The sequence below is a fragment of the Thermosynechococcus sp. M98_K2018_005 genome (genome assembly GCF_015295825.1).
GTDB lineage: Bacteria > Cyanobacteriota > Cyanobacteriia > Thermosynechococcales > Thermosynechococcaceae > Thermosynechococcus.
Map to the genome: position 1 here is coordinate 1 of NZ_DVEH01000056.1, position 10,177 is coordinate 10,177.

At 52.7% G+C, this 10,177-nt stretch carries 6 protein-coding genes and 1 pseudogene; all 7 read right to left on the bottom strand.

The annotated features are described in order from the left end of the window. Window positions 1-826 precede the first annotated feature (826 nt). The 7 genes and pseudogenes from IGQ15_RS08000 to IGQ15_RS08030 all read right to left on the bottom strand — a co-directional run bounded on the left by IGQ15_RS08000 (window position 827) and on the right by IGQ15_RS08030 (window position 9,604). Window positions 827-1,255, bottom strand: a pseudogene (locus IGQ15_RS08000) (DUF29 domain-containing protein). A 34-nt stretch (window positions 1,256-1,289) separates the two neighbouring features. Then, window positions 1,290-1,787, bottom strand: coding sequence for a chemotaxis protein CheW (locus IGQ15_RS08005; protein WP_297050571.1), 498 nt, complete (start codon window positions 1,785-1,787; stop codon window positions 1,290-1,292). After that, a complete protein-coding gene (locus IGQ15_RS08010; protein WP_297050572.1) occupies window positions 1,780-4,569 on the bottom strand; it encodes a hybrid sensor histidine kinase/response regulator in 2,790 nt (929 codons plus the stop codon). The genes IGQ15_RS08005 and IGQ15_RS08010 overlap by 8 nt, the downstream gene beginning before the upstream one ends. A gap of 2 nt (window positions 4,570-4,571) precedes the next feature. Beyond that, window positions 4,572-7,385, bottom strand: a complete 2,814-nt coding sequence (locus tag IGQ15_RS08015) for a methyl-accepting chemotaxis protein (RefSeq protein ID WP_297050574.1) — start codon at window positions 7,383-7,385, stop codon at window positions 4,572-4,574. A 33-nt stretch (window positions 7,386-7,418) separates the two neighbouring features. Continuing rightward, window positions 7,419-7,937 carry a chemotaxis protein CheW gene (locus IGQ15_RS08020; RefSeq protein WP_297050576.1) on the bottom strand — a complete coding sequence of 173 codons (519 nt, stop codon included), beginning with the start codon at window positions 7,935-7,937 and terminating at the stop codon, window positions 7,419-7,421. A gap of 2 nt (window positions 7,938-7,939) precedes the next feature. Beyond that, window positions 7,940-8,302 (bottom strand): response regulator, encoded by a 363-nt coding sequence (locus tag IGQ15_RS08025; protein WP_297050578.1) that lies wholly within the window; start codon window positions 8,300-8,302, stop codon window positions 7,940-7,942. 66 nt (window positions 8,303-8,368) lie between these two features. Beyond that, window positions 8,369-9,604, bottom strand: coding sequence for a response regulator (locus tag IGQ15_RS08030; protein ID WP_297050580.1), 1,236 nt, complete (start codon window positions 9,602-9,604; stop codon window positions 8,369-8,371). Window positions 9,605-10,177: the final 573 nt, after the last annotated feature.

Consider the following 10,177-nt stretch of genomic DNA (forward strand, 5'->3'; position numbering starts at 1 on the left):
ATAAAGCCACTAGTGCTTTGAAAAAATCTATGCTTGAGGTTACCACTACCACAGGCAGGACATCTGCCTAAAACAACATCGAACTTTATCCGGCTAAACATAAGCTAAATTGTTTGAAGATAGACTTGACAATAGATGCGAAATATGCTAAGCTAAGCTTTTTGCTTTCTATTATTTAAGGGAAGAAATGCCATATTCTTCCCTTTTTCTAGTCACTTAATCTATTGTTCAACACTCCTGGCTTTAATACAAGCGCTAAGCAATAGACTTCAAAAGCTCTATAGTTAAAAAATATCCGCGTAAAGGATAAATACATTTGTGTAGTATCTTGGCTGAGATTCATAGCTATTCCAATAAAGAATGAGACATTATCCAGCACAATACTTGCGCATCACCTCCTCAATCGAACTGTTTGACCCTGCATCCAGCCGCGCTCACTTCAACACACTGAAGTCGTGCTCAATCCCATTCAAATCAGGAGCGGATTTCGCTAAGAATCACACCTCGTGACCTGCCGCTTTGACCACTGCCTGAAGGGCTCCTGTCGCGTGAATCGGTGCATTATCCATCCGAAAGTCAAACCCCCTCTCATCGATCTACACCACCGTTTCCTCGCCGTGACTCTCTACCTATGTCTCAAGCTGCTGTTGATACGCTTGTCGCTGTTCCTCACACCGTTCGACGACGGGGGACAACCGTGGGCGCTCAGTCATCTCAGCGATGGAGGGTGGCGCGCCTGATTTGACATGGCTATACTGCTAGGCAAGCGAGTGAATTAAGCCATTGAGCGGGGTACGGCTGTTTCGTGGGAGCATATTGGCTGAGCCTAGAGGTGGAGTGGCTCTTCAAAAATTTGCCCTTCCGAAAAAGGGCATGTTTGCGGCAACGTTTCAGAGTCAAGGAGTGTTTCTTGTCCCACTAGGTCAAGAGCCGTTTCGTAGCAGATGGAAATGGCTTCTGGGAGGTAGGGTTTGAGGCTGGGGTTTTCCTTGAGGTGACGACTAATTTCGCGGCGTTGTTCACGAATCGGGTAAATCCAACTCTTAGAACGTCGTTGAGGTTGGTAGTGCCATTTGAGTAGGTGTGCCAATAAAATTTTCAGGCGGCTGTGCAATTCCCGCTTCTCTTGCCTACCCAAGGATTCAATCTCTTCACTGAGGTTCTCAAGGTCAAGCAGTTCCAATTTGCCTTGGCGGAGCTATGTGGCTTGCTGTTGCGTCCAAGCGTAAAAGTCGGTTTCATAGAGCGTACTCATGGCTGGTGCGCCTCCATCTAGAAATGCAGTCAGGTTATCGCGTTTTTAGGGTGTGGAGTACCTGCTCAATATCAACGATAAAGATGGGAGGTAGCTCCTGATCTTCTTGACTACTGACCATAAGGGAACTGACGTTGCGAATACTCCCCCAGTGGAGATAGTTACTGGGAATGGGATGAATGGCATCCCGTGGAATGCGCTCAATTACGGGGGGTTCTGTCAGGGGCAAGCCAAGCCATTCCCCTTCTAAGCGAGGCTGGAGAATGAGCAAAAATTTTAGCTTCTGGGTTTCTGAGGTTGAGAGGGGGTCATCAAAGAGACAGCGGCCAATATCAATGACCAGAATTTCGTGATTCTCATAGGTGACCAAGCCAACCCCCCGTTGCTGGGGATCGCCATGAATAGGCGGTAAAGGAATGACCCGATAGGCCTGTGCCATGGGCACGGCAAACTGCTCTTGGCGCACGATAAAGGTCAGGAACTGCTCTAAAACAACGGGTTGGCTTTGGCGGCGACGGCGGCTTTTAACCATGGCGGATCAACTGATCAAGGGTGGCCAAGAGGTCGCTTTCGCGGAAGGGTTTGCTAAAGTAGGCGGCCGCCCCTAGACGTTCTGCAAGCTGGCGATGTTTTTGACCCGTGCGGGAGGTCAGCATCATGACGGGGGTGTTTTGGCACTGGGGAATGCGGCGAATTTGAGTGAGGACGCCAAATCCATCGAGGCGGGGCATTTCAATGTCGCAGATAAGGGCGTTGACGTGTAGCCCTCCTTGGAGTTTATCAATGGCTTCCTGACCATCTTTGGCCTGTTCAACCCGATAGCCGGCTTTTTCGAGGGTATTAGCCAGGAAGCGGCGCACGTTGACTGAGTCGTCAACCACAAGGACAGTGTCTTGGCTGGGGGCAACGGGGCTAGCTACAGGGGCACGGGAACGTTCCTGTTCTGACCAATCAAAGAGGGCAAGGGGATCTAATAGAGGCACAATACGACCATTCCCCAAAATTGTGCAGCCACTAAAGCCCTTGGGGAGGGCTAATTCTCCTTCGACTTGGCGAATGGTGACTTCCTGCTCGCTCCAATAGCGATCGACCCGCAGGGCGAGGGCGCTGTCCCCTTGACTCACAATCATCAGGGTTGGCTCGTTAATTGTGGGTGCGCCCTCCATTTCTACGGGACGATAGGGGCGCTGAAAGTGGAAAATCTGGGTGAGGTCAATTAAAGGGATGAGATAGCCTTCCCAGTCAATCAGAGTTGAGCCAAGGGTTTCAATGGGGGGGTAGCGAGTGGCTAGCACCATTTCCTCGATGTCTTCGGTTGGCACCGCCAAGAGCATGCCAGCGGCCTCCACCAAGAGCACCCGTACTACTGAGAGGGTGTAGGGAATTGTAATCGTGAAGCGCGTGCCTTGGCCGGGGGTACTGTGGATCTGGATGTCTCCGCGAATTTGCCGCAGATTGGTGCGCACTACGTCCATGCCTACGCCGCGCCCGGAGAGGCTAGTCACTTGTGAGGCTGTTGAAAAGCCCGGCTCAAAAATCAGTTGCCAGAGATCGCGATCGCTAGCGGTTTCCAACCAGTCACGGGCTAAGCCCAATCGCCGTGCGGTTTGTCGAATTTTCTCTGGATTTAGGCCTCGGCCATCATCCGCCACAGTAATGACGGTTTGGTTGCCGCGATAGGCCGCCTTTAGGGTAATGGTTCCCGCTGCGGGCTTACCAAGGGCTTGGCGTTCCTCTGCGGGTTCAATTCCGTGATCAAAGGCATTGCGGACAAGGTGCAAGAGGGGATCCGCCAATACACTCAATACCATGCGGTCAATGAGAACGTGGCTGCCCTCAATTTCTAAGTTGACATTTTTACCATGCTCGCGACTCAATTCGCGGATTAGGCGAGGATAGCGGTTGGCTAGATCCGCAAAGGGGCGCATCCGCACTTGGGTAAACCGAGCTTGAAGTTGCTTGGCGGTGCGGTTGAGATCACGGCCAGTGCGTTCGGTGTCCTCTAGGCTCAATTCCAAATCGCTGGTGATTTCCTGTACTTGGACAATGGTTTCCATCACCTCTTGGGAGAGCAGATGCACATCAGTATAGCGATCGAACTCGAGGACATCGAAGCCATGCTGATTTTGGGGATTAAAGTGATGGGGGGCACTGACACGGTCATACTCTGTGCGCAGGCGAAAGTTGGCACGCTCAAGAGCACGCACTTTTTGCTTGAGACCCGCCAGCAGATCATGGAGGCGTTCCCGTTGTAAATCCAGACCGTTACACTCAATGAGCAATTCCCCCATCAGATCACTCAGTTGATCCAACTGATGCCCTGGCACTCGCACAGTCATTTCCTTGGGTTCTTGGGGCTGGGGAGTCACTGGGGTGGTCTCAGCCTCTGGTGCAGGGGAAGGGGCTGCTGTAGGGGGGGGTGGGGGAGACAATAAATCACCCAAGGAGAAGGTCTCCACTTCAGCACTGGCAAAGTCCTCGACGCCTAGTTCTTGATTGAGGTTTGCCAGCGGTAAATCAATGATGGTTTGATCGTCGTCTTCTTCTGCGTCATCAGTTTCCGGGATTTCCAAGCGCGTGGGCAGAGCCTCCAGCTGACCAGTCATCACGAGGGCTTGGCAGCGTCGCCATTGCTGGACAATGTGGGCACCCGCTTCGCTGACATCACAGTTGGGCTGCTCCAGATAGGCACTGACGGAGGCACAAAACTCAGCAAATTGAGGCATTTCGAGCATTTGTCCGAGGCCTTCCAGTTCTTGGGCGGCGATCGCCAGCTCCTCCTTGAGGCAGGGTTGGCCGGGGGTTTGCAGAACAGTTTCCAAGCGTTGTAGGCAGGCCTCCACCTCGGTTTCAAAGAGAACCACCCGCATCTGCTGGCCATCATCGCCACTGAGGAGCGTCAGATCATCCTGCACCGTGGGATCTCCCAGCCGTCCCTGTAACTCATCCAAAATTGGCTCGACTTGGGTGCGCCACCAGCCCTCATTGGGTTCAACCCCCTGGCGATGGAGGGTAATGACTGCTTGCAGTTGATCCACCGCTTTGAGCAGGAGGTGTTGCACTTCTACATCTTGGCAGGGGCGCGATTTCAAGACCTTGAAGCAATCCTCAAGGCGATGCGCCAGTTCACTGAGGGACATAAAGCCCATCATCGCTGCCCCCCCTTTAATGGAGTGAGCCGCCCGCAGTACAGCATCCATCACCCCCGGCTGGTGGGAGAGTTCCAATATCCCTGCTTCAATCGTTTGCAGGTAGTCCTGAGCCTCCTCGAGGAACTGGAGACGAATCGTTTCCTCAACGCCGGGTTCGGGCATGGTTATCCCTCAGCAGTCACCTTAAAGATGTTGACGGAGTTTTGGAGTTCCTGAGCCATCTCCACGGTGGCTTGTAGAGACTCAGAAATCTGTTTAGACGTAGCAGACATCCCCTCAGAGACCTTGGCAAAGTCTTTCATGAGGGTATTGACGGTGTTGGAGGTGTGGGCTTGGGAGACGGTGGCTTGGGAAATGGACTGCACCAGTTCATCAATGTGCTGCGACACCTGCACAATTTCTTCGAGGTTCTGCTTGGTTACCTCCACAAGGCGGGTGCCTTCGACCACCTGAGCGGTACCTGTTTCCATGGCACTGACCACCTCGTGGGTTTCCTGCTGAATCGTTTCCACAATTTGCTCAATTTCGCGGGTGGCCGCTGCTGATCGCGCCGCTAGCTCACCCACCTCTTCGGCAACCACCGCGAAGCCTCGGCCTTCTTCACCGGCACGGGCAGCCTCAATACTGGCATTGATGGCCAAGAGGTTCGTTTGTAGAGCAATCTGGTTAATCAGCGAAATGACCTTGGAAATCTGTTGCGAGGATTCACCCAAGCGTTTCACCTTTTTGGCGGTTTCGGCCACCGTTTTCCGCAAGTGGAGAATGCTATCAACGGTGGCATCCATGGTTGCACCACTGGTAACCGCTCGCTCTGAGGCTTTGCGCGCTACTTCTGCCGCCTCGTTGGCACTATTGGCCACGGATTCAATCGAGCCGGACATGGCTTCGACAGCATCCAGCATCCGCTTCACTTTCTTGGCTTGCCGCAGCGATTCTTCCGCCAGCTCGGTCATGGCTTTCTCATCCGCCAAGAGGGCAGTGTTCACTTTTTCCGTGGTTGCTTTCACTTGCACCACCACATCCCGCAGACTCTCAATGAGAGAGTTGAAGATGTCGGCAACGGTACCAATTTCATCGGCAGTGATGTCGGCCCGTACCGTCAGATCCCCTTGGGAGGCCGCCTCGACTTCCGTGAGCAGGTTAATCAACTGCATTTGGATGCGTTCCGTACGCTGCTGTTGCTCCTGGGCAAGGCGTTCTGCTTCTTTTTGGGCGGCGGTGGTCTGCTCAAGGAATTTGCTGCGCTCAAGCACCAGTCCTGCTTGGTTGGCCAACTGCAGGAAGGCGTCAATTTCGGGCTGTTGCCACTGACGCGGCTCACTGCACTGGTGGGCAATTAAAAGGGCGACCAGTTTTTTCTCCACCAACACGGGAACGACTAAGTTGGCTCGCACCTTCAGGGGAGCAAGTTGTTTGAGGTGGCACTCCGTCAGACCAGCATTGAGAATGTCTGCCGTGGCTTGCACGCGCCCTTTAGTGTACTCATCAACCCAATTTTGACGGAAGCAGGGGTCGTCAATCACCTGTTCGAGGGCTTGAGGCCAGCCGACGGCCACAGACTCGGCAACGACTTTGCCGACATAGTTGTCATCAAATTCATAGAAGATCACGCGGTCGCACCCCAAAAGAGCGCGCCCCTCGTTGACGAGATTCTCGAGAATCTGCTGGCGATCGCTCTGCTGGGTTAGACGAAAGACACTATCGCGCAACTGTTGGGCGCGTTGGGCAGCCAGTCGAGCTTCTGTCAGGGATTGTTCCAACTGTTCTGCCATCTGGTTAATCGTGCGGCTGAGGGTCGCCAGTTCATCATCCCCCTCCACCGGCAGACGGGTTTGGAGATCCCCTTCACCAATTTTCGTCACCGCCTTCGTGGCTCGCAGGAGGGGTTGAATCCCGCGATTGCTAAGGTAGATGGCGATCGCCCCCGCCACAATTGCCGTCACGATCACCCCCGAAAGGAGCGTCCATGTCAGGTTTCGTAGGGGTTTAAGGGCATAGTCTTGGTCAGTGCCGAGGACAATTGAGGCAAAGGGTTGGGAAACAGTGGTGTAGCTGAGAATTTGGGACTCGCCATCAGAGCGGCGCCGTTCTGTCAGCGTACTGGCTGGGGTATTGTCCCTAAACTGAGCAAGTTTGGGAAAGACTTCCTCTAAGGGTTTACCCTGCAATGCTGCAATGGAGGCGGCAAAGATCGTTCCCCCCGGCTCTACGAGGTAAAAACTCTGCTGCTGATCCCGATCATAGTTTTTCAGAAATTGCTGAATACTGCCTTTGGGTACCCGCAACCGCAGCACCGCCATAATTTGCTGGTTTTGGGGATTCATCAGCGGTACCGCTAAAAACATCCCGAGGGGGCGTTCCGGCAGTGATAGCGTTGGCTCAACGGTTAAAACCGCACCCCGACTTTGGATCGCGAGCTTAAAGTACTCTTGATTTTGGAGAATATTGTTGGCGAGACGATTTCCCGCTGAGGATTGAGCAATGACGGTTCCTTGGCCATTGTTGGCAATGATCGCTGCACTGTCGTAGGCCACGTAAGCATCAAGGAACTGATCGAGAACGGCTTGCAATTGGGCGCGATCGCGCCGCTGGACTTCACTGCTATAACGATTATTCAAAACCGAAGCCAAGACGCGCGCATCTCCTCGGCGATCGCGCAGATAGTTATCAAATTGCAGCGCTGCACTCCTGGCTTCCTGCTGCTGGAGTTGCAAGACCTGCTCCATCAGTTGTTGACGCGCCACTTCATTTGCCGCCAAGCCCACACCAATCATCGGCAGTGTTGCAAGAGCAACGGCACTGGTAATTAGTTTCGGACGTAAGCCCCAAAATTTACGGGGTGGGGGGGGTGGGGATGCAGGCTGCTCAGGGGATTTGCCGTTGGTTGTGGCTTTTTTCTCCTCTAGGGGAGGGAGTTGGTAGTTCAATACCGACGGTGGTAAAGGGGGAATATCAAGGGAGGATTTGGCAGTGGTCATTGTTGGCACATCCTAACAGCATTAACAGCAGTGCTATCCGACATCAACAGCAAGAACACTGGAGCAAGACCTTTCGGCAATCGCTGCCCCATCGAGGATAAAGAAGAGCTCCTCCCCTAGGCGACAACAGCCCTTGAGGTAGGGAACTAGGGCCGCACTCACGGTACCCACAGGCGATTGAATGGCTCCCTCGGGAAGACGGACGATGCCCCGCACCTCCTTTAGTGCCAGTCCGAGGTATCCCTTGGGGGTGTGCAGCAACGCGATCGTCAACATCGAAATATCCGCATCCAGTGGCTCTAAGTTGAGCAAGTGGGCTAAATCCAGCACCCAAACAATGCGGTTACGAAAGTTCAGCAGCCCCATTACCACTGCGGCCATATTGGGAATCACCGTGAGCTGTTGCGGCGAGATCACTAACACCTGCTGAATCTCAGTCATTGGCAGCAATGCCGTTAATTGGTTGTGGACAGCCAAACGCAAATAGGGCGCCCCTTGGGGGCGATCGCCCCGCCCTTCACCATGATTCAACCAAGGTGCTGCCCCAAGCATCGCTACACCACCACCGCCTTCAGTGCCCGCAGTAGATCTTCACGGCTGAAGGGCTTGGTCACATAGGCATCTGCCCCCTGCTTCATTGCCCAAAGGCGGTCTAGCTCTTGATTTTTCGACGTGCAGACAACAATGGGGAGCTTTTCTGTTTCCGGATTTTTCTTGAGACTGCGGCAGAGTTCAAAGCCGCTCATTCCCGGCATCACCACATCCGTCACCACCACATCGGGCTTGTACTGCGTGACTTTTTCTAGAGCCTCCTTGGCATCAGTGGCCGCAATGACGGTATAGCCAGAGTCCTTAAGAAACGAGGTAATCAGTGCCATTTCCGAGGGGGTATCTTCCACCACTAAAACCGTCGTCATGTCATCTCCCAAATGTCAATTCAAATAATCGATTACTGTCAATATACTGCCCACAGGTTGCCTGTACTACGTCAAGTACTGAAACACCATTTTGAGAAGTTCCGCTTGAGTAAAGGGCTTGGTCATATAGTCCGTCGCTCCCACGAGGCGGGCTTTGGCGCGGTCAATGAGACCCGTGTTACCCGTCACCATAATGATTGGCACTGACTTAAAGCGTTCATGGTTGCGAATGACTTTACAAAACTTATAACCATCAATGTTGGGCATGCCCACGTCCAGCAGGATCAGATCTGGATTGAGGCGCATCACCTCCATCAGGGCTTTTACAGAATCATTGAGGGTAATGACTTCAAAGGCATCATCCGCCAAAAACCGCTTAATTTCATTGAGCATGGTCGGGCTATCGTCAATGCAGACAATCCGATAGGTACGGTTCTGCACTTGGGACGTAAAAAAGCCACTGCTAAGATCGCCGCTTTCCTCTGCCACTGTGGGTGCGGTTTCCTGCCACAAACTGGCATCAAAACTAGGCAGCAAATCAAAGGGGTGTTGCGGCTCACGAATGACCACAGCTCCTTTATCAATCAATGGTAAGAGGCTACGCACCAAGGCAATTTCATTTTGGTTCATCAGCACTGCCAAGTGGCGAAAGCTAAACCCCCGCAACATAGACCCCAGGCGTTGCTGCTGCTCTGGGGTTAAATTGACTTGCGCACTACTAAAGAAGTAGGGTCGCTGAAAAGGCGAGACAATTTTGTGACCAAGGCTCAGCCACTGCTGAATTTGGGATTTGCACTGCTGAATCAGTCGGGTGGCGTCAAAGCGACTGACAATTGGCACTTCAACATAGGGCACAAGTTGATGGTGACCGCTCTTGAGATATAAAAACGACTCTAGCACTTCAACAATCAGCCCCTCGACTAGGCAGCTAAAGTGCTCTAGGGTAATGATGTCTTGAGTGAGCAACCACCGCAGACTCTCATACTCATAGATCGGGGTAGGGGTATTGGCCTGTTGCCATTGCTGGCGGACTTGGACACGTAGCTTGCGATCAAGGGCAGGAACGACTTGGCTGAGTTGCCGTAGATGTCGTTCAAAGCGATCGCTCGGCTCAATCGTGTGGGTAGCATAAACAATATTTCCCTGATCAAAGTAGAGAAACCACTGCTGCTCCTTCACAGTCACCTTGAAGCAACCTGTGCCTCCTGAAGTGCTGAGTTGCTGCAGTAGTCGTTCGGGCTGAAGCGTTTCTGTAAATTGTGGTGTTCGCCCGTCACTAAAACCGCGATCTGATGTCATCATATTAGCCTCCGAGCTGCTACCCCCACCGAAGCCTCGTACTACTTCGGCAGCAGCCAGCGATATTTGACAATAAAACTAATTGAGATATGGAGCTATCCTTAAGTAAGAGTTGTGCTTAAGAATACCGATGTGTTGATTATATTAAGCAGTACCGGCGAAAAGATGAAAGAAAACTTCAGAAAAGTTAATGACCTTCACAACGGATAGTAAACTTCACCTCTTTTCTAAAAAGCGGCCTCAGTGAAGCATTGGGTGGGTCGCTGGCAGACCTTGCCCTTGAGGTGGTGCCAGAGATTCTGGAATATCGCTGGGGCATGGAAATTGAGTGCTGTGACCGCGACACCTTCCCCCTGCGCAATGGGGGGTCGAAGGATGACCAGTATTGGTACTCGGGGAAGTCAAAAGCAACATTACAGAATCAAAGGTGGAGGGATTTTTAAATCTTGTCGCTCAGGTGGAAGCAGGTGAGGAGATTCACCCCCTCTTTTTTGGCTATCGCCTAGAACGAGCAGCTATAGAGTTGATTCGCGATCGGGGCGCGGTGATGGTGACCACACGCAGTAAATACTTCCC